The following is a 19,515-nucleotide window of genomic DNA, read 5'->3' as shown; positions in this document are numbered from 1 at the left end:
TCAGCCCCTCCCGATCCGGCGCTGGCCCGCGACCACGCCGAAAACAATGTTGTCCAGTTCGGCGGCGCCCTCGCCCAACAAGTCGAAGGTGAAGTAGTTGGCAGCCAGGCCCCGACCCGGATCGAAGCGCTGCACACGCTGCGCCGCATCCACGCGCCGCGCGCGGTAGGTGTAGGTCTGCTGGCCGTCGCCGATGCGCACATACAGCTGGCCCGTGGCCGAGACGCCGGCATGGACCGACTCCAGCCGCTTGAGGGCCTGGCTGCCGAAGTCGTGCTTGCCCAGGCACGCACCCCATTCGATGGGCAGGCCGGCATCGGTGGTGCCGCCCAGGCTGTAGACGCCATCGGCACGCAAGCCGAACTGCCGGCCGCCCACGGTCATGAAGCTTTCGAAGGCGTAGCCCTCGTAGCGGGTGGAGGCGCTGGATTCGGTATTGACCACCCAGGCATGCCCGGGATCGACCAGCACAGGCTGGCCGTCCACGACCCGGAACACCAGCGCCCGATAGCGCTCCACGGCGCCCAGGTGCTCGAGCACGCTGGCCACGATAGCCCCGGAGATCTCCGTCTCGGCCGCGCTGCCGATCTGCTCGTGCACGTCCAGCACCAGACCGGCCGCGCCCAGCGTCAGCGCGCCCGAGGCTCCGACGCGCTCGGCAATGACCACGATCACATAGCCGCTGGCCGTCAGCGCCGCCTCGGCGCCCAGCAGGTCCTGCGCCCGCACCAGGTGGGTCAGCGCCTCCACATCGGACAGCAGTTGCACGGGCCCCAGGGCCAACCGGCCCTCGGCATGCCGGTCCTGGGAGGCCACGGTGAAGGCCGGGCCCAGGCGCATCTGGTAGTCGTGGCCCTGTCCGCTGATGATGGAGCCGTTGACCACGGGCGGCGGCACGAAGACCGTGCCGATGGAGTACTGCGGGATCCAGGCGCCCTCGCCCACCTCGACCTCGGCCGTGGTCTGCAGGCGCGCCAGCGTGGGCCGCGCCACGGCGTCATTGCGGGCGTCCGATGCCCGGACCTGGGCGCCGGCCAGCCGCAGCGCGCCACGCGGGATGGGGTCGCCGGCCACGCGCAGGGGCTGCAGCCGCGCCTTGACCTGGGCCAGCGGCCGGTCAGCGGCGAAGAGGTCCAGCGGCTGCAGCCCCATGCGGATCTCCAAAGGCTCCAGCGCCTGGCCCTCCACCTGCAGCGGCGCCAGGTTCAGCACGGCCGTGCCGTCCTGCTCGACCACACCGTCCTGCAGCCGGGGCGCGTCCACGACGTCATCACCGGCATACAGCACAGCATCGAGCACATAGGGTCCGGTCATCGCAAAGCGCCCCTTGTGGACGCTGACATCGTTCAGGAACCACTCGATGCGCCCGCCTCCGACCTGGGCGCGCACCGTGTCATTGCCCGTCATCGAGCCCACGCGCTGCAGCGTGACGCCAGCATGGCGAACGTTGACCTGGCCATCCCCAAAGAGCAGGCCGTACTCCACATTCACAAAGGAGGACCGGCGTGTGCGCGGCACTTGGCTGGCCAGGGTGAAGCCCACCACGGCGCCCACAGGCTTTCCGATCACGAAGGCGGCCGTGCCGATCCAGTTGGCCGGCAGCTCGCGCAGGCTGTGCGCTCCACCGTTCCAACCGAAGTGCCAGTCGTAGGTGCGGCGCTCCGGGGTGGCGACCTTCGGCGGCCGCGCGGGAATAGCGGGCTGGGCGGGGATCACGATGCGCACGTTCTCGCGGCGCATGATCCAGGCGCTGGTCCAGGTCAGGGGCACGCGCTGGGCGTCGGCATAGTCGGATGTCTGAACGTAGGCCCAGACATCGCTGTAGTGGGCTGTCGCTGCGCTCAACGATGGGTTGCCCACGCGCTCGCGCAGCACATCCAGCGGCGTGCGCCAGGTCACCAGGCGTTCGCCACCGGGCAATGCCTGCTCCAGCCGCTGCATCTCATGCGGCCCGGCCTCGACACGCACATCTCGCCATTCGTACGTGATGCGCTCGGGGATGGCCGGCTGCCCCGGAAACCCCGGGTCCGCAGGCGTGGCCGGCACGAACTCGACCAGCTTCTTGTTCTTGATCAGCGCGTTACCCATTGGCGGGCTCCTTGGCGCGGTGGTCGGCCATCCAGGGCCGGCCGGGGTTCATGGGCAGCAGCTCGCCGTTGTCGTCGCGCAGGCTCAGCAGGGGGAACAGCTCGCCGCGGTTGAAGTCGAAGCGCGAGTCGTCGATGTCGTAGCCGCTGGAGCCGGGCAGCAGCTGGCCGTCCACCCAGGCCCAGTACGGCAAGCGCATGCTGAGCGCCGTGGCGCGCCAGCGCTGGCCCCCGTCGCGGCTGGTGTGCAGCTTCACGGCCAGCGGCAGGATGGCGCCGTTCTCGTCGGTCTGGCGCGGGCCGTAGACGGGGATGGCCAGCGTGCGCTGGTCCAGCGCCACGACAAAGCCCACGCGCTGGGGCCAGGGCTGGGGCAGCATCCGCCGCTCCCAGGTGGCGCCGCCGTCATCGGAGACCATGAGCTGGGCCCGGCTGCCGGGATAGTCGATCACGCCCGGCGAGCCCTCGGCGTGGATGTACTGGGGATCGAACTGGACCCACAGCAGCGGCTTCCTGTCCACGCGCACGCCGCCGCCGTAGCCCACGGCCCAGTAAGGCGGGTAGTGCCGCAGGCCGCCGATCACATCGCCAGCATGCAGCCCTGCGCTGAACCGGCTGCCCGGGATGGTGCTGATGCGCGTGGCGCCGGTGCGGGTGAACGCATAGACCTGCACGCTGGCCGCATCGGGCGCGGGCACCAGACTGTCCAGCTGCAGCGCGGAGACCAGCAGCAGCGTGTCCTTGTCGCGCGGCACCATGGCGGCGATCACGGGCGCGGCGTTGCCATCGGTGATCCCGGTATGCGGCACATGGACCCAGGTGGCGCCGTTGTCATCGCTCCAGAGATAGGCCCAGCCCGCGCTGGCCGCGGACACGCTGCCGGCGCCCGGCAGGCGCAGCGTGGTCATGCGCAGGGACAGCACCAGGGTCTGGGGCGACAGGCGCACCAGGTCCATCTCCACGGGCGCCATGTATTGCCCAGCGGTCAGGGCCGCCGGCATGGTGATCTTGGAGGTCTGCACGCCATCGGCCGTGGTGCGTGTGCAGGTCAGGCGGTACAGGCCCGAGGAATCGGGGTGGTAGCAGTCCTCGGCCAGGCCATGCACGGCGACCAGGCTCAAATAGCTCTTTCCATCCTGCTTGGCCATGGCCGGCTCGGCCACGGCATAGGTGCTGCTGGGATCGGCACGCATGCTCAGCAGCACCCGGCCGAACAGCAGCCCCGCATTGGGCGCGTAGACCTTGTTCGCGTCGTACAGCAGATCGTTGTCCGCCAGGAAGTCGATGGAGCGCGACCCCGGATCAAAGCCCAGGCCGCTGTGCACGCCGAACGAGAGCAGCACCTTGCCGCCGGCCGGCCGGTCCGGGTCCATGCGCACCAGCTCGACACCCGTGCAGCGGCCGACGCGGCGCACGGGCTGCGCGAAGCCATTCATCCCCGCGAAATACCGCGTGTCGCCGGCCGCCGAGACCTCGCGCACCAGCAGCACGGTGCCGTCGCCCAGGGAGAACAGCCGCCGCTTGCCGTTCTTTGTAGCATGGTCGGCCGTCTCCACGCGAGTCTCGACACGAGTGAAGCGCGGCACGCGGGTCTGCAGCTTGGAAGCGGCCAGGCTGCTGAAGGACAGCGGCCCCTGCTGCTCGTCGAGCGCAGACGCCATGAGCTGCACCCGGGGCACTGCGTCGGGCGCGCCCGGGGCAGGCGGCGCCACATCGTCGGGCACGGCCTGTGCATAGCCATCCGTCAGGCGGCGCGCGTCCGGCGGCTCCCACAGCGACACCAGTTGCACGACCTCGCCACCCGTGCGCCGCATGGTGATGAACTCGCCCGAGCGCTGCACCTCACTGCCGTCGCGCCGGTCGGTCATGAAGGTGTTGCCCACATCCAGCATGCCCTTGAGCGCCTGGTGCTCTGGCCCGCCGGCATCGCCCTTGAGGTCCTTGTGGATCAGCATCACACCTCCTCGCGCGCCAGCAGGAAGTCGGTCCAGAACTCGGAGGGGCCGCCTCCGCTGGTGCCGTTCCACCAGAAGGCAGCAAGGCGATCAATGCCGTTGAAGGCGCCATCGGCCTGCACACGGTTCGTCGCTGATAGCGCATAGGGCCGCATCTCTTGCCACTCGAATTCCGTGCCCGCCAGTTCGGCTGCCGTGATCTCGCCCAGCAACACCTCGCCGTCGATTACCTGGAAGCCACCGCCCAGGCTCACCAGGCGCAGCTCCTGCACCGTTGAAGGCACGTTGACCGGCTTGACCACAGCACCGGCCGCGTCCAGGTCGAACTCATGCACGCCCTCGTTCGTGTCCTTGTACAGCAGAGTGACGTCCGCCGTGACACTGACGGGCTCACCGGCCACTGTGACTTGGTACAGGCCCACGTTGATCGTGCGCACCAGCTGGGCCGGAGCGCGGACCTCGAAGTCCGGCGCCGGCGGTAGGCCCAGGTCCAGGAAGCCGCGCGACGGGTTGATCGCATCCCCGTTCCAGCCGAACGCCCAGTGCGCCGCATCGATCAGGTCCTGGAAGTCCAGGCCCAGGTATGGATCATCGGCAGCCACCACGGCCACGAGCACGTCGGCCTGGGGAACCAGGGCCCCGGCCTCGTAGACGAGCGTTCCAGCAGCCATGCCTGCGCCCCGATCAGAACGCCGGCAGCGCGATGGAGAAGAAGTTGACGGCCTGGGGCGCGCCCACCGGCAGATCCACGCTGGTGATGTTCAGGTCGGCGCCCGCGCGCGCCACAGTCCCCTGCAGGCGCGGCAGCGTGATGGACAGGCCTCCCGCATCACTGGCGCCCACGAACCGGAAAAACCGCACCGTACCGGACTCGATCACCGTGCCGGTCCAGGTCTGGGTGGACAGCTTCTCGATGAAGCCATCGGCCGCCGTGGTGCTGAGCGTCAGGCCCGCCGAGGTGCCGTCGCTGTAGATCCGGGCCAGCAGCTTGTGCACGGCAGGGTCGAGCGCGGCGTCGGCCGTGGCCGGAATCGAGACCTCCGGACAGCCGTACAGCTCCAGGAAGCCGCCATCCAGGGCCGCCTTGAGCGAGCCCGTGGCGAGCATGTGATTGCGAAGGCCGGTAGAGGCTTTGGTCGTCATGGTGGTGGTCCTCAGAAAGCTGGTTCAGGAAACGGAAATGAACTGGAAGCCCGCCAGGATCTCCAGATAGAAGGCGGGATCGACGGCGCGCGCCACGGGCAGGCGCACGATGGACAGCAGCGCGCCGGTGTCCGAGCCCTTGCCCGAACTGCTGCTCACGAACACGCCGTTGACGGTCTGCATGCCGGTGAAGCTGAACCGCGCCAGGCTCAGCTCGTTGCTCACGCCGCCGGCCGAAACGTTGCCCGGCACCCAGGCCTTGCGCGTAGCCCCGTCGTACTGCGTGACCTCGGTCACCAGCGTGGGCAGCGTGGCGGCCGTCTCGGTGCCGTTGGGTACATAGGAGCCGGACCAGAGCCCGATGAACAGGTTGGCCGGCATGGCCGCGCCCTTGAAGCAGGCATTGGCGATCAGGTCCAGGCCTTCGCTGGGCACGCGGTTGTGCAGGCGCTCGCGGTGCACCAGCGCGTCGTCGGCGCGGCGGCGCAGCGCCAGGTCGTAAACAAAGCCGCAGGGGATGGCGTGGTTGGTGTTCATGGCTGGGCCTTTCGTACAAGCCGGGCCTGGGCATAGGAGCCCACGCCGGCCGAAGTGCTGGGGGATTGAGAGAGGGTGGCCACGATGGCGCGCATGCCGTCGGCCTCGCGGTACAGCGTTGCGCCCGCGCCCGAGGCCTCCATGGCGATGTGCTCGGCCTGCAGGTTGACCAGCGACCCGTCCGGCCGCGCCGAGACGATGCCGCGCGTGCTCATCCAGTGCGCGCCGTCCGTGCCGCCCGTGGCCGCGAGCCGATACCCGGCTTGCTGCTGCAGTGCGCCGTAGGGCAACACCGCGCGCATGGACTGCGCTGGCAGGCCACCGGCCAGGAAATAGGTCTTGTCCGCCATCACAAACACGCCAGCCTCCACGGCCGCGATGCAGGTGATGGGCGCCGGGAAAATCTCGAAGCCCCGCGACTCGTCGCGCAGGCCCGGGGTGAACGGCTCGCTGTAGATCAGCGCCGAGCCCACGGCCACCAGCAGCCGGCCGCCCTGGTAGGCAATGCTGCTGCCCGCCGGCATCAGGGAGAACTGCACATCGCCCACGACCTGCGGCTGGGCATCGAGCCAGCGCGGCGTCGGGCCGGGCACGGGGTGATAGGACCCGACGCGGATGCCGTCGGTGAAGTACACGGCCTCGTTGACCTCGCAGTACACGACTGGCGTGACCCGGCCGTATCCCGCGGCGACCTGGGTGCGCGCAGTGGCGCCAGCAGCATCCACATCGATCCGGAAGATGTCGCCGCAGTCGCAGTACAGGCCATACGAGCCATCGAGCGGCGACCAGCCCGAATGACAGTCCAGGCCCTGCTCCGCCAACGCATAACCGCCTCGCGTCTTGAGCGAGCCCTGGGCCGTCACATCGATGTTGAGCGCATCACGCAGCAGGTGGCCGGCGCCCTCGGGCAGCCCGAGCTTGAAATCTGGCGCGCGGTTGTCCATTCCGAGGGGGAACGGGCCGATGGGCTTGGGGGTGGATGGCATGCCCAGGAGTCTCCCGGGCATGCGGCTATTGGTCGAACCCTAGCGGGGGCGCGCCTACCGTGCGTCCGCAGCCATCTCCCGCATTTGCTGACGCAGCGCCTTCGGCGAGTTGTCCGCGATACGGTCAATGCGATCTTTGCCCATCTCGCGCACCTTCTTCAACACGTCGGGCATCTTGACGACGATGGGCTGCTCCGGATTGTTCTGATTCCAGGCCGCCAACCGCTCGCGCACACGCGCCAGTGCGCCCTCGTCCTTGCGGAACAGCGCATCCGCCCACTGCGCCTTGATCTCGCTGCTGGTCAGGCTGTAGAAGCTCTTGGACCGCTGCATGAAGCTGTTGGCCTCCTGGATCTCAGCCACGCTCTTGGGCTGAAAGCCGACAGCCTTGGCCACAGCCTCGGCCAGCGTGGTGTCGATCACCTTGTAGCCCTTGGTGTCCTTGTACATTCCGCTGGCGGCCATGTCCGCCCCCTTGAACGCATTGCGCACGGCCGTGGGCGACACCTCCAGCGCGGCGCCGCCAAAATCGCCCGTGAGCGCCTTGCCGCCGGCCTTGAAGCCACGCATCACCAGATCGCCCGCCGGCCCCACCACCTCCAGCAGATCCCGCTCGCGGCTTTGTTTGGTCAGCAGCAGGCCCGTGCCGGGCAGCAGGTTGCCCATGCCCAGGCGGCCGGACACATCGATGGGAGCACCTGGCAGGCCAGAAACGCCCTGCTCCAGGAACTCAGCCAGCTCCTTGCCCACGATGCCGGCCAGCGCCTCCTTGCGCCACTGCTTGGCACTGAGGTTGTAGCCCATCATCTGGCCCACGCCGTCGATCAGGTCCTCGGCGTCTTCCATGAAGGGCACACCGCCGGCGCCGCCCATCAGCAGCAGCATGGCCAGGGCCCAGCCCACAGCCCGCTTGCCTTCCGGGCCGCCCTGCTTCCACATGCGCTGCATCAGTTCCAGGTAGCTGACGGAATAGGTCTTGAAGGTGAACAGCGTGCCGCCCACGGCGCCGCGTGCCCACTGGGGCTTGTTGGCCTTGGAATAGACGAACTGCGTCTCAAGCACGGCCTTGCGCGCGAAGGCGCCCGGGTCATCCATGCCCTGGGCCTTGGCGATGCGGAAGGCTGCGATGAAAGTGGAGCGCCGGTTGAACTGCTCGGCCAGGGCGAAGGGCTGACCCCATGCCACCTTTGCGCGCTCCCAGGCATTGCCCGCCGCAGCGCGCGCATCGCCGGACTTGGTGCCGTCGCCCGAGCGCAGGCCGCCCGCTCCGCGCGCCTGGGCCATGAGCTGGTGCACTTCCTGAGGCGAGACCACGCCGTCGTCCTCGGCAGACTTCAGCGCGTGAGCGAGATCGGTCTCGTACTTCATGCCGCGCGTGCCCATGTCCTTCAGTGCCCGCGCCATCTGGCCGCTGGCCGCACGGATGCCGCCGAACTGGCTGAGCCAGGGCAGCGTCACCGCAAAGGGCTGGGTCATGTTCACGGCAGCCGAGGCAAGCGAGCCGCCCAGGTACTGCGCAAACAGCATGCCGCGCACGGCCTGGCCCTCTTCCTGAGGATCGCGGATGTAGCTGCGCAGGCCCATGGCCAGGTCCTTCAGCTCGCCCTGTTCCTTCGGGATATCGTTGACCGCGCGGTCCATGGTGCCTGCGTTCAGGCCCGCCGCGCCCTGGCGCGCATTGCTGTAGACGAAGTTGGCCACCACGCGGCCCACGTCCTGGCTGTAGCCCTCGATGCCCTTGCGCTGGATCAGGCGCTTGAGCGCGCTGTGGTTGTTCTTGGTCAGCTTCAGGTATTCATCGAACACCTTGCGCGTGGCGGCGTCAGCCTCCTTGCCCACGACCATGTCCTTGAAGATCTCCAGTGTCTCGGGGGTAATGCCCGCGAACAGCTTGAAGGACTGCTGGCTCATGGTGCCCTGCGTGATCACTGCGCCAGGGAAGGCCTGGGCCATCTGGATTTTGGCCAGGTTGGCGTCCTTCATGGTCTCGTACATGCCGAAGTACTGGCGGTTGCCCTGATGGTCGACCACGTCCAGCGTGTACCGGCCGAAGCGCGACAGCGGCGCATACCCGCCGTCCTGCAGGTCCTTGGCTGTGGCCGCCCGGTCCACCACCATGTTGTTCAGCTGCAGCAGCCGGTCGGCCAGGTCCGGCTTGGCCTTGGCATCCTCCTGCAGCGTGGTAGTCAGCAGCTCCAGAGCATCGGACAGCTTGGGCGCGTCCAGCACCATGTCGCGCAGGCCGGCGTACTCGTCGCCCAGCGCGCGCATCATGTCCGCGCGGGCCGTCATGTCGATGGATCGGTCGATGGCCGCGCGCGCTTCGCGGTACAGGGCAATCTGGTTGGGCGTGGCGCCGAACATCGTCTGCAGCTCGGCATCCGTCCAGACCGCGCCTGCCTTGAGCATCTTGCTCTCGAAGCGAGAATTCACCAGCGCTTCGTACTGGGCCAGCGGCAGCCCGCGCCAGGCGCGCAGCATCCGGTCGTCCAGGCGGCCGGCGCGCAGCAGCAGTTGAGCCTTGTCATCGGCGGGCAGGTTGCCGTACTTCTTGGTCAGCTCGTCCACCAGCACGGCCTTGCCGTCCACGTCCCGGCCCCACAGCAGCGTGCCCTCGAAAAGAGGCTTGGCCACGGCCTTGTTGTCGGCGGCGGAAACAGGCGTCTTGCGATTCTTGCCCACCAGATCGCCGATGGTGTCCACACGCGGCAGCAGGCGCGGCGCCCGGTCGGCCGCATCGTTGGCCAGCATGGACACGTCGTCGATGTTGCGCTGGGCGGTCTCGTAGACCGGCTTGAAGGCTGGCGCACGCTCGGCGAGGTGCCGCATGGTGCCGATGGTCTTGTCCCAGACAGAGACCTTGCCCGGGTGGGACATCGTCTTCTGGAGCTGGTCCAGAGCGCTGTCCTTGAGCTCCGAAAGCCGCGAGCGGCTGAAGCTCAGTTCGTCGCCTGCATCGCCTTGGCGAGGATTGCCTTGATCTGCGCGCTCGCCTGCGCGTCGTCCTTCTTCAGCGATTCGATCTCGGAGTCGCTCAGCCGGCTCGAATCGCGCGAGGTATCGGGCTTCCGACTCGGTGAGCGCGTCGAAGCCGTAGCCTGTGGCTGCACGGAATTGATCTTCGAGGTCACCATGTTTTTGCCGGAGAGAGGTCAGAGTTTCGGGAGAGGGCTGGATTTTTGCACTGTACTGCTTGCCGGTCAACGCAACCACGCCCACCACATTGCCTCCACCTTCACGAATGTGGCTGGCCAGGGCCGCGAACGTGCCGCCCTGCGTGAGGGTGTCATCCACCAGGAGGTAGTCGCCCGGCTCTACGGCGCCCGCGAAATCGACAGGTGCAAAGATGCGATCCAGTCCATCCAGGCCGGTGCGCCGCGCGCGATTCGCCTGCACGATGCCCGTCGCAGTTTCGAGGCCCAGGCGTGCAGCCAAGACTTCGGCCACGGCACGTGGGATCTTGTTTCGACCCGAGGATTCCTCGGCGGCCACTGGCAGCACACGCGGCCGCGCACCACCCAGCGCATCTGCCACCTTAGCCACCATCTCAGGCGTCACGAGGTCCACGGCCAGCCGCGTGGCGGCCTCAACGTCTCCCGCCTTGGCAGCAGCGTAGTCGGGATGCTTCGATGCGCTGCCCAGCGTGCTGCCGATGATGGCGTCCGGAGTGATGGCCGGCGAGTCCGACCGGCTGAACACAGGCTCGATGCGGTCGGTCGCGGCGCGCTGCCCGCGCTCCACAAACTCGCGTGCTGGGAGGATGTAGCCCTGGATGATGTCGGCGTCCGACAGCTTCAGGCGCCCGAACCCGGGCACGTTGGCCCGCAGCCAGTTCCGGATCGCTGCCACGGCGCGGCGCACGAAATGCAGTTGCGGCGTCTTCTCGGCCATCTCGGCCAGCACTTCCTCGGCCGCATGGCGCCGGCTCAGGTCCGTGACGCCGCGCAGCCCGTATTCCTTGATCTTGGCCGCCACCTCCGCTTGGCGCATGGTGGCAACCTGGTTGAGGATCTTGTTCAGCTCCGGGCCAAACATGCCGCGCAGGCCGTGGTGGCCCAGCACCTCGTGGTGCAGCACACGGGCTGCGTCGGCGGGCGTGTTCAGCTTGCTGGCCAGCAGGTAGGCCTTGCCGCGCCAGTAGAAGCCCTCGGGCGCGCCACTGGCGCCGCCGCTGCGCTGGCGCAAATCCGCGCGCCGCGCCGCCTCGGGCACGGCCGGATCGTTCATGTCGAAGGCCACGACGACTTCTGGCCCGTTGCTCCAACCCTTGCGGATGGCGTCCACCGTCTGGCGCACCTGACCCACGGCCTGGGCCCGCGCCGCGGCGGAAAACGCCGCCGGCTCGGGCCGCATGATGCGCAGCAGGTTGGCCATCTGGTCGTCGGTCAGGCCCTGGCCATCGGCTTCGCCACGGCGGAACGGCAGTTCCTCGGTGCGCTCCACCGGCCCGGCCTTCAATTCGCGGGCGCTGGGTGGCGTGGCATGGGTGCGCTCGCGCACGCCCAGCACATCCTCCCAGCCAGAGCCCTGCTTCTCCACCTGGCGCACCGTCACGCTCCAGACGCCATCGGCATTGGCGGGCGTGTACGAGACCACGCGGACATGGCTATCCCCGTAGCCTTTCACGATGTTGCCCGGGGTGAAGTAGTCGGCGCGGGCGGCCTCCTCAGCGGCTGCCTTCTTGGCCAGGACGCCGCGCGGCTTCTTCGTTGTTGCAGGCGCTGCGCCGGGCAGCGTGCCGGCCGGCTTCTTCGTCTTCGCCGGATCACGCAGCCAGGTCTTGAATTCGTCCTGCGTCATCTGCGTGATCGCGCCGAGGCCAGTCCACCCCTTCTCATAGTTGCCCAGGTAGGCTGCCCGCGCGTCGGCCTCGTCGGCCACGCCCAGCACCACCTTGTGCTCATCGAACGAGCCATCTCGGTTCACCTGGTCCACGACGAACACCGGCAGGTCCGGATCGCTCGCACGGTCGGTCATGAACACGTCCACATGGTCCTTGTCCGCGCCCACGGAACCCTTGAAGTAGCCGTAGTGGTTCAGCAGCGGAGGCCATTCGGGCCGGCGGCGGCTGCCGGCCGGGTTCTCGATGCTGATGTCCAGGCCGTTCAGGCGGACGTGACCCTTCTTGTAGTTGCCCGCCTCCTTCTGGGCATCGGTGGGCTCGGGCAGGTCGTTGGCTTGGCTGGTGGCCGCCTCCCGCGCAGCTGCTTCCACGACTGCAGGTGCTGCAGGTGCTGCAGGTGCTGCAGCAGCATCGGGCATGGCGGCGGCCAGCTTCTCGCGTACCTTGGGCGCCAGGTCAGCCCATGCCCGCGTGTGGGCCCCGGCGCGGGCCGGGGCGTTCAACCCCTTCGCGGCCTTGGCCACCGCCTGGCGCTCGGCCGCCGGCATGCTGGTCCAGCGTTCGCTGGCGGCCAGCAGCTGGGCGCGCCGCGCGTCGTTCCCTTCCTTGGCGATGGCCACGGCCTGCTGCTCGCCCGCCGTGGGCGCTGGCGCAGCAGCAGGCGCTACAGCGGCAGTCTGTTCGCTGGCGCCACTTCGGCCAGGTAGAGCAGGTTGCACGCCGGCAGCAGGCTGTCCGGCACTTCCACCTCGCGGCCCAGCAGGCTGCGCATCTGGCGCGCGTCCTGCCGGCTGACTGCCCCCAGCCTCCGGAGCAGCCGCAGGGCCTGCTGGGCGTTCATCTGCCACCCGTACTGCAGGTGCGGTTGAATCATTGGTTGCTCCTTGCGGTTGCATGGCGTCAGCAAGACGGAGCTGCAGCTCCGCATTCAGGTTCTCCCAGCGCGCGCCGTGGAGACTGCCTTTGAGGGCAGCGTTTACACCGCCCACACGCTTGGCCAGGGCCTTGCGCTCTGCGGTGGGCATGCTGGCCCAGGCCGCGCGGCCGGCGTCGATGCGCTGGGCAGGAGTTTGGACTGGCGCTTGAGCCTGCGGGCCTGGCGCCGCACCTGCTTGCGCGCCATCGTGCTGAGACGAGGTGGAGCCATTGGTCAGCCCCTGCGCAGCTGCAGGACCTGCAACCGGCGCTCTCTGCGCTCCTGCTGTCGGCGAAGATTCCGCGCGCGGCGGCTGGGCTTGATCGGCTTGTGTGCCATCGATGCTTCCTTGCTGGGTGGATGGATTTGCGGATGCGGCCGGCACAGCGGCCGGTGCCTGCTGGTCACGCTCGGCGCGGCGGCGCGACAGCTCGCGCGCCAGCTGCAGGCGCACGTTCTTGGCCTGGGCAGAGCGGAATGCGTTGGACAGGTCTTCATCTGTCCAGGTGGCCATGGCCCCGCCCTCGATCTCGCCGGTGGCAGGATCTGCAGTTACCCGGCGCTCGGAAGCCTTCTTGTTTGCTGGCGCGCGTGCAGCTTCCTCAGCGGCATGGGCCATGGCATTGCCCTGCTGGACCTGCGCCGCCGCGCCGGAGTCCACCGCAATGGCAGCTGCTGCAGACAGGGAGCCGGCAGCAGGGTCCAGGCCCATGGCCTCGGACGGGCGCAGTTCACCGACGGCAGCGTCTATGCGCGCGGCATCGAGTTGCGGCGCAGGCGTGATGCCCTGCTCGCGCAGCCGTGCTTCATCGATCACGGGCTCTTGCTGGGCGCTCAACTGACGCATGAATTCGTCGCGGACCTTGGCCAAGCCGGCGGGCACTTCGCCATCGGCCTGGTTCTCGCTGTCCTGCTGGAACAGATCCGGGCTGAACGCCTGGTGCAGCGAATCCGCTGCGGCTTTTCGCTCTTCTGGGGACAGGGATTCATCCTGAGCGCGTGCCAGTGCATCTCGGTACTGCTGCTGGTTTTCCGGCCGCACCATCTGGTCGATGGCCGGCCCGTAGGTTGCAACATCGGGCAGGCCCACGGGCTCTGCGCCGGCATCCGGGGGCTGGGCGGCAGCATCGCCCGGCTGACCAGCAGGCACCCGTGGCTCTCGCATCGCCCGATACCCCGCCGCGCCGCCGCCCATGGCCGTGCCCGACAGCGTGCCCAGCACCACCGCCGTATCCACATCCTGGGACCAGTCCTTGCCCAACGCCAAGTTCTGGAAGATCTGCTCGGCCACCGACTGCGGCAGCTCCTCGAGGAAGCCTTCAGAGATGGCGCCTTCGATCACCTGACGCGGAATGCTCTTGACCGCGCGCTGCTGCAGCAGTGAATTCGACGCAGCTGTGGCCGCATCGTCGGCGAATTGCTTGGCAATGCCCTTGTTGCCCTGGGCCAGCATGGTCTCGGCATCACCGATGCCCAGGCGCTGCGCCACGCGCCCGCCGGCATACCCGAAGCCCGCCGTGGCCGCGCCCGTGGCAGCCGCCGCCGCAACCTGGCCAGGCGTCAACAGACCATCATCTGTCTCCTGGCGGATCTGCTCAGCAGCAGAGCCGGCGCCCACGACGCCCTCACCCAGCGCGCCAGCAGCTGCAGCGCCCTTCGCGCCAGCCTGGCCCAGCCGCGTGGCCGCACCAAGTGCACGCGCCGCCACGCCGCCCGCGCCCATGGCCGGGAGCGATTCAACGACCGCGCCGACGATGTTGGACGGGTTTTCAACGGCGGCCTTGAACTTGCCGCCCAGACCCTCGGCCTCCTGAAACTTGCGCTGGGCTTCCTTGGTGGCGTCAGAGTGCCATTCGTTGATGGCCTCCCGCGCCTGCTTCGGCCGGAAGCCGACGGCACCTCCCTCATTTTCCAGAAGCTTGCCCGCGCGCCCACCTGTGGCGATGTCAGCCAGGCCAACAACAACTTCTGGCACGGCCACGGCGCCCTTGGCTGCCCAGGCCGCCGCGTCCCGGACGTAGTCGGTGGCGCTGCGGCCGGCTGGCTCGGAAGGCTTAAGACCGAAGGCATCCTCGTAACTTATCGGCGCCGCTGCCGCGCCCTTGGGCGACTGGGGCGCCGGTCCCTTGAACGCGTCTTCATAGGAGATGGTGTCGTTTGCCATCCCCCCACTCTCAAGGAGAGGTGCGGTGGCGGTCGAACCCTAGCCGGGGACGCAAAAAAGCCCGCTTCTGCGGGCCTTTTACTTCATAACACGGGTGATCACGCTGTGGCTTTGCTGCCAGCGCGGCGCTCTTGGTGCGAGGTCAACATCGCTCGCTGCTCCTCGGCGGCTTGACGGATGACACGGTTGTAGACGCGCTTCTTCTCCTCAGAAGATGCATGATGCACGAAGCGAGAAAGGGAGGTCTCGCCTACAAGGGCTGGTTTGGCAAGTAGGGATGAAAGTGATCTAAGCATGTTGGGCCTCACTAAGAACTGACAACCTTCATGATCTGTTCATATGAGTATGGGATGGGCACCGCGACCTTCAGGTCGGACACGTTCGCCATGTATCGCCGGTTCTTACCATCGATGTCTTTGACGATAACATCAATCTGGATTTGGGCTGCGAACTTTACCTTAAGTTCGTTGACCACGTTGTGCGCTCCAAAAAATTGCTCGACAAATCTGTCGGGTGGAATTTTCCTGCCCTCGATCGCCTCTCGCGCCTTGACGAACGCCCAAGCTTGCGCTGGCTCTTGGTAGACATACATGATGAGGACTGTGCGCCCCTTCTTCAAGGCCCGCTCAACGTTGGCGGTAGCCTGAGCTAAGTTCGACAGCGTCCCGTCGAGCAAGAAGCTCTGTCTCTGGTCGAACACCGTGTCGAGGACTCGACTTAGCAAAATGCTCACGGCGCCCTGGAACAGCCAAGAATTCGCCCCCGTGTAGCCCGGAAGCTTTTCCCGAAAATCATCTGGATCGATTCTGACGAAGCCGTCGCCAAGTTCCTCGGAAAACGCCTTTGAACTTTCAGTCTTGCCCGCACCTGGAGAGCCGGCCATGAACACAGATACCGGGCACTTTTCGCCAGGGTACCTCTGTATGTCAGTCAAGGCCTTGGCGAACGCTTTTTTGTTGGTCCGAGCCCAGGCTTCGGCCCGAGCCTTAATCTCCTCATCTGACATCCAGTCCTCCCATGTGTAGCGCGGGGATGTTACATGTTTGAACTAAATATTGCCGCCGACTAAGCCGGCCGCCTCTTGGGCACGCGCCCTCCGCCTCGATCCGCCTGATATCTCGATCCCCACTCTTCCGTAGCCTGGGGGCGGGAGCAGATCAGGCTGTGTGCGCCGGGTTGTATTTGGACCGCTCCGACAGCGGCCCGCGCTGCAAGCCGGTGGTGCCGCCTTCCACATCTCCTGGCCCCGATGGTGGTGCCGCGCGCTCCAGCAGGTCCATGGCGATGTCAATAGCTGCGCGCGCTTTGGAGAAATCGACGGTCCAGCTAGTGTCTGCCGATAGGGGCAAGTCTGGCCGGTCCGTGGCCACGCAGCCGCCGTGGAAGTCGAGCTCGCGGGACGCGAGCAGCAGCACGTCGCGCACATAGGCTAAGTCAGCGTCAGCAGGCCGCGCGCCCGCTTCAGCTCGCCGCGCCGCAGCCCTCGCACGATGCGCCGCGTGCACGGCTACGCAGACCAAGACCAGCGCCAGGACCAGCGCACCATAGAGGATGTTGGGGGTGTGATGAGCCATAGCGCAGTGTTCTATTGATTCGCAAGAACACCTAACCCTACGCAGGGGGCCAATTGCGCAGCTGACGGCGATGCGTATGTGGAGGTTAGCGCTACGTGCTCAACCGCTTCTGAAAAAACGAGCGCAAGATCATGATATGAAACAGGAATTTCGATTCATACCCAAGATCGAAACGAATGCAATTGATTGCACTCCAATCAAAAGTTGACCACTGTATGCAATATCACTTCTTTGCATGAAAGAATGTAACTACACTCTCACAAATTTCAAAAGATCTATTGCCGCATGGAATTCAGACAGTTTGACCGAAACACTTTCGAAGCGACGCGGGCGAAGTGGCGTAGCGAGGCCGAAGAGTACGACTGCTTCCCTGACGAAGTGGACCGCAAGCTTCAGTGGATCGAGGAGGCGCTGTCCGGCGCTTCTCCTCACACAGCACAGCAAGCTGTCATCCCCTATGGCGTCTTTGCGCCGGGCGAGTCGATTGCTGCGGCAACATGTGAACTTGTGCTGTCGCATCGTGGCTCGCTGACGGGCAAGTGGCTCAAGCTCCTGAAGGTGACCATGTCACCCGAAATCGAGGTTTTGACTGAAGAAGAAGACCAAGCTGCGATTGAGGTCACCGTAAACGCTTACCGCGCTGCCACGCTAGGTGCATACAATTCGCGCCTCGAACATGCTGCCGATACGCTCAAACTGTTTGGTCGCAACGCTCGCCTACAAGAATTTCAGACCTTGTTGATGCAATCCATCCAACGAGATCCGCAACATAGACCAATCATCGCCAGCCAGCAGGGACGCTGGTTGGTTCTGAAGTCCGCAACCACCACCGAGGAATGCCTATGAGCACGCAACAACCCACTTCCACCGCCTTCATCGCGCAGATGCAGCAACATTCGGAAGAGATGCGCTGCCTGGCTCGTGCTTTCGATGAGGCAACCGAGGCCTTCGGGGCCAGCAATCTGGCCGCCGCCGTGACCGAGGAAAAGGTCGAAGGCTGATCCCTTTGACTCAACGAAAGGCCCGCCGCGTGCGGGCCTTTTGCATCCTGCTTGGAGATCTTCCGTGAACGCATTTCAGCGATGGTCCGCCGTGTTCGCACTTGCCATTGGCCCCACGACGGCTTGCTTTGCCGCCGACTACGCCACTTGCCTGCTGGACAAGCTCCCTGGGGTGAAGAACGCGCCGGCCCATGCGGCCGCACTGAACCTTTGCGCGCAGCAGCACCCCGACAAGTTCTTCGAGGTTCGCCGCGGCTCGGGCCGTGGGCTGCTGGGGCCGAAGTCTCCAGAGCAATGCACCCTGGACAAGGCCCGCGACACGTCCTGGCAGCCGGCGGCGGGGATGATCATGCGCGCGTGCGGGTGCCTGTACACGCCGAGCGCCGGCCCGACGGACATGTGCGAGCGGTATCCGCTGTCAGCTGAGATCCGCGCGCAGCACCCGCTGGTGAAGACGGATGCCGAACTGCTGAAGCTGGAGACGCACTACAGGAAGATCTACGCCGCTCACCCAGATGCCGATGCGCTGTTCGCGCGCAAGGACTTCTGGGCCTGGGTGACGCAGGACAAGGGCCGGGAGAACGCGATCATCAAGGGATCGACCGACACGGTGATCCGCACGATGAGCGACTTCAAGAGCCGCCCATCCCCCAGAACGATGACCTACGAGGAGGCCTACGGCCTCCCTCCGGCAGCCCCTGACAAGTAGAGGCTAGCCTATCCTCTCGAAGGCTTTTCCATTCCATCGGAGCTGCCCCGATGGCGTTGTGTAAACCTGCCCGACTACCAAGCTTTCCTTAGCCGGAGGCTGTGCACGCTGCCCTCCACCTTCCACCTGCTGCACCTCGCCCGTGACCGCGTTGTGCCGGATGATGCTGCCCTGGCTTGTGGAACCATCGGCGTTCTTGACCGCAGGCGTGACCGTGACCTTCCACGGCGACGGATCGGCATCACCCCGAATCGCGCGCATGGCCTGCTGAGCCTGCTGCTTCTGCTGGGGAGTGGCATTGGGATCGAGGAGCGTATTGCGCAGTTGCTCTTCCTGACGTTGGGCCCGGGTCTTGAAGCCGCGCGCTTCTGCCTCGCCCTGCAGGCGCTGCTGCTCGATGCCCACGCGCATGCCCGTGCGCCCGGTTTCTCCGGCCTGCTGCATGGCCTCGCGCTGCAGGCCACCGGCTTGCTGCATGTCTTCGCGCATGAGGCCTGCGTTCTGGCGCATGGTCTCGGCTTCCAGACCTGGCTGGGCCTGGCGCAGAACCGCGTCGGTGCCCAGCATGGCGCGGTACCGCTGCATATCCGGGCTATTCTCAGCCCCACGGCCGCCGAAGCGCCGCGTGTTGGTGATGGAGTTGGCCGACACCTCGGCATTGCGCAGGTCGTTGCGGGATTGCCAGTCGTTGCCCGAGTGGGCGATGGTGGGCGTGCGAAAGCCCGGAAAGCCCAGGCGCGGCTGCTCGACTTCGGTGCGCTGGCCGGGCGTGAAGCCGCGTGCCGTGTACTGGCTGGCCAGGTTCTCTCCGGCCGCGTCGTTGCGCCGCGATGGCAAGCCCCGTGGCTCGTTGCCCAGCGCCGCGCCCTGTGAGCTGTCGGAGAAGCTGTTGCCCTGGCGGAAGATCCCGGGCTGGATTTCCTGCGGCGCGGCGGAGCTGGGCGGGCCCATGGTGCTGCCGGCGGATGGCGTGGCCTGCGGCGAGGTGCCCGTGGCTGCTGGAGCTGTGGATGGCGTGGGATTGACCCCTGTAGAGGCAGCTGCAGGCGTCGAAGCCGCGGCACCACCACCAGCGATCCCAGCACCACCGGCCAGCGCGCGCGGGGCATTGAGGCCAGAGTTGAGCGCGCCGCTGATGGCTCCGCCAGTTCGCGCGATGGCACGGGCGCTACCACCGAGCGCACCAGGCACGGCATTGCCCAGGTTCGACACATTGCGGCCCAGCTCGGTGTTCATAGGATTGGACTGCGAGCCATCTGGTGTCGGCGCCTTGGGGTAGCCGCCCAGAGGGATCTGGTCCTCTGGCGCACCACCATTGGCGAAGAACACCTTGGGCTTGAAGCCGCGCGGCACGAATGCCTGCTCGGGCGCTGGTGTGTGGGTGGCATCGACGGCGGCCTGCAGCGCGCCCGCGCCGCCCATGGCGTGCACGGTGTCGGGTGGCAGGACAAACTCGCCAGGCTTCACCATGGCAGGGATGGAGTCGGGTGCCTGGTTCTGGGCCTGGGCAACAGCCTCGGCCTTGCTGCGCGGGCGAAAACCCAGCCGCGGCTGCTCTGCCGCCTGGGCTTCTCGCCGACCTGGTTGAAAGCCGAACATG

13 protein-coding genes are annotated in these 19,515 nt (G+C 66.9%); 3 read left to right on the top strand and 10 right to left on the bottom strand.

Annotated features, from left to right (window positions below; all coding sequences use genetic code 11):
• The 9 genes from ACF8LI_RS18875 to ACF8LI_RS18835 all read right to left on the bottom strand — a co-directional run bounded on the left by ACF8LI_RS18875 (window position 1) and on the right by ACF8LI_RS18835 (window position 16,205).
• On the bottom strand, window positions 1-2,088 hold the full coding sequence (locus ACF8LI_RS18875; protein WP_392413822.1) for a hypothetical protein: 2,088 nt from the start codon (window positions 2,086-2,088) through the stop codon (window positions 1-3).
• Window positions 2,081-4,042, bottom strand: a complete 1,962-nt coding sequence (locus ACF8LI_RS18870; RefSeq protein WP_392413821.1) for a hypothetical protein — start codon at window positions 4,040-4,042, stop codon at window positions 2,081-2,083. Before ACF8LI_RS18870 ends, ACF8LI_RS18875 begins: the two co-directional genes overlap by 8 nt.
• A complete protein-coding gene (locus tag ACF8LI_RS18865; RefSeq protein ID WP_392413820.1) occupies window positions 4,042-4,713 on the bottom strand; it encodes a hypothetical protein in 672 nt (223 codons plus the stop codon). Before ACF8LI_RS18865 ends, ACF8LI_RS18870 begins: the two co-directional genes overlap by 1 nt.
• A gap of 13 nt (window positions 4,714-4,726) precedes the next feature.
• Window positions 4,727-5,185, bottom strand: coding sequence for a hypothetical protein (locus ACF8LI_RS18860; RefSeq protein ID WP_392413819.1), 459 nt, complete (start codon window positions 5,183-5,185; stop codon window positions 4,727-4,729).
• Window positions 5,186-5,209: 24 nt separating this feature from the next.
• Window positions 5,210-5,722: a hypothetical protein gene (locus ACF8LI_RS18855; protein WP_392413817.1), complete on the bottom strand. Its 513-nt coding sequence runs from the start codon at window positions 5,720-5,722 to the stop codon at window positions 5,210-5,212.
• Window positions 5,719-6,729: a hypothetical protein gene (locus tag ACF8LI_RS18850; protein WP_392453855.1), complete on the bottom strand. Its 1,011-nt coding sequence runs from the start codon at window positions 6,727-6,729 to the stop codon at window positions 5,719-5,721. Before ACF8LI_RS18850 ends, ACF8LI_RS18855 begins: the two co-directional genes overlap by 4 nt.
• Before the next feature lie 33 nt (window positions 6,730-6,762).
• Window positions 6,763-14,631 (bottom strand): PLxRFG domain-containing protein, encoded by a 7,869-nt coding sequence (locus ACF8LI_RS18845; RefSeq protein WP_392413813.1) that lies wholly within the window; start codon window positions 14,629-14,631, stop codon window positions 6,763-6,765.
• 307 nt (window positions 14,632-14,938) lie between these two features.
• Complete coding sequence (locus tag ACF8LI_RS18840) at window positions 14,939-15,637, bottom strand: zeta toxin family protein (protein WP_280064747.1); 699 nt, start codon at window positions 15,635-15,637, stop codon at window positions 14,939-14,941.
• 151 nt (window positions 15,638-15,788) lie between these two features.
• A complete protein-coding gene (locus ACF8LI_RS18835; RefSeq protein ID WP_392413811.1) occupies window positions 15,789-16,205 on the bottom strand; it encodes a hypothetical protein in 417 nt (138 codons plus the stop codon).
• A 285-nt stretch (window positions 16,206-16,490) separates the two neighbouring features.
• Between ACF8LI_RS18835 and ACF8LI_RS18830 the strand changes: the two genes are divergently transcribed.
• From ACF8LI_RS18830 to ACF8LI_RS18820, 3 genes are all read left to right on the top strand, one after another.
• Window positions 16,491-17,051, top strand: a complete 561-nt coding sequence (locus tag ACF8LI_RS18830) for a hypothetical protein (protein WP_280064751.1) — start codon at window positions 16,491-16,493, stop codon at window positions 17,049-17,051.
• Window positions 17,048-17,206 (top strand): hypothetical protein, encoded by a 159-nt coding sequence (locus ACF8LI_RS18825; protein WP_156136009.1) that lies wholly within the window; start codon window positions 17,048-17,050, stop codon window positions 17,204-17,206. The genes ACF8LI_RS18830 and ACF8LI_RS18825 overlap by 4 nt, the downstream gene beginning before the upstream one ends.
• A gap of 64 nt (window positions 17,207-17,270) precedes the next feature.
• Window positions 17,271-17,915, top strand: coding sequence for a hypothetical protein (locus ACF8LI_RS18820; RefSeq protein WP_392413809.1), 645 nt, complete (start codon window positions 17,271-17,273; stop codon window positions 17,913-17,915).
• Window positions 17,916-17,918: 3 nt separating this feature from the next.
• On the opposite strand, the gene ACF8LI_RS18815 is transcribed toward ACF8LI_RS18820, so the two are convergent.
• Window positions 17,919-19,514, bottom strand: a complete 1,596-nt coding sequence (locus ACF8LI_RS18815; protein ID WP_392413807.1) for a hypothetical protein — start codon at window positions 19,512-19,514, stop codon at window positions 17,919-17,921.
• Between the last annotated feature and the right edge of the window lies 1 nt (window position 19,515).

Origin of the sequence: Delftia sp. WSY_12 (genome assembly GCF_043104645.1) — a bacterium.
In the GTDB taxonomy this organism is placed as follows: Bacteria; Pseudomonadota; Gammaproteobacteria; order Burkholderiales; family Burkholderiaceae_C; genus Comamonas; species Comamonas tsuruhatensis.
This window is presented reverse-complemented; position numbering and strand designations above follow the sequence as displayed.

Excerpts from the sequence above, each read along its gene's own strand:
- ACF8LI_RS18875 (WP_392413822.1), bottom strand. The coding sequence starts at position 2,088 with ATGGGTAACGCGCTGATCAAGAACAAGAAGCTGGTCGAGTTCGTGCCG.
- ACF8LI_RS18870 (WP_392413821.1), bottom strand. The coding sequence starts at position 4,042 with ATGCTGATCCACAAGGACCTCAAGGGCGATGCCGGCGGGCCAGAGCAC.
- ACF8LI_RS18865 (WP_392413820.1), bottom strand. The coding sequence starts at position 4,713 with ATGGCTGCTGGAACGCTCGTCTACGAGGCCGGGGCCCTGGTTCCCCAG.
- ACF8LI_RS18860 (WP_392413819.1), bottom strand. The coding sequence starts at position 5,185 with ATGACGACCAAAGCCTCTACCGGCCTTCGCAATCACATGCTCGCCACG.
- ACF8LI_RS18855 (WP_392413817.1), bottom strand. The coding sequence starts at position 5,722 with ATGAACACCAACCACGCCATCCCCTGCGGCTTTGTTTACGACCTGGCG.
- ACF8LI_RS18850 (WP_392453855.1), bottom strand. The coding sequence starts at position 6,729 with ATGCCCGGGAGACTCCTGGGCATGCCATCCACCCCCAAGCCCATCGGC.
- ACF8LI_RS18845 (WP_392413813.1), bottom strand. The coding sequence starts at position 14,631 with ATGGCAAACGACACCATCTCCTATGAAGACGCGTTCAAGGGACCGGCG.
- ACF8LI_RS18840 (WP_280064747.1), bottom strand. The coding sequence starts at position 15,637 with ATGTCAGATGAGGAGATTAAGGCTCGGGCCGAAGCCTGGGCTCGGACC.
- ACF8LI_RS18835 (WP_392413811.1), bottom strand. The coding sequence starts at position 16,205 with ATGGCTCATCACACCCCCAACATCCTCTATGGTGCGCTGGTCCTGGCG.
- ACF8LI_RS18830 (WP_280064751.1), top strand. The coding sequence starts at position 16,491 with ATGGAATTCAGACAGTTTGACCGAAACACTTTCGAAGCGACGCGGGCG.
- ACF8LI_RS18825 (WP_156136009.1), top strand. The coding sequence starts at position 17,048 with ATGAGCACGCAACAACCCACTTCCACCGCCTTCATCGCGCAGATGCAG.
- ACF8LI_RS18815 (WP_392413807.1), bottom strand. The coding sequence starts at position 19,514 with ATGTTCGGCTTTCAACCAGGTCGGCGAGAAGCCCAGGCGGCAGAGCAG.